The sequence below is a fragment of the Dactylosporangium aurantiacum genome (assembly GCF_000716715.1).
GTDB classification, from domain to species: domain Bacteria; phylum Actinomycetota; class Actinomycetes; order Mycobacteriales; family Micromonosporaceae; genus Dactylosporangium; species Dactylosporangium aurantiacum.
Genome location: NZ_JNYJ01000189.1, coordinates 1 through 278 on the forward strand (window position 1 = coordinate 1; position 278 = coordinate 278).

General features: G+C 71.6%; 1 protein-coding gene. It reads left to right on the forward strand.

The window, feature by feature from the left end:
- On the forward strand, window positions 1-278 hold a 278-nt coding region (locus tag OP18_RS56700), incomplete at both ends, for a helix-turn-helix domain-containing protein (protein WP_162189954.1).

The window sequence follows — 278 nt, forward strand, 5'->3', positions numbered from 1 at the left end:
CACCCGACACGACACCGAAGGCATCGCCGGACTACCGGACCGACCCCGATCCGGGCGACCCCGGCTCGGCAGCCCAGGACTCGGAGACCGCATCCGCCGTCTGCTGCAAACGCCGAAAGCATGGACCACCGCCCGGATCTGGCGAGCCCTGGGCCGCCCGCCGCTGAGCCTGCGCACCGTGCACCGACGCATCCGAGAACACGCCCGCTGGTCCCGGCCCAGACTCGTCGCCAAGAGCGACCCCGACCACGACACCATCTGCACCGACATCCGCGAGC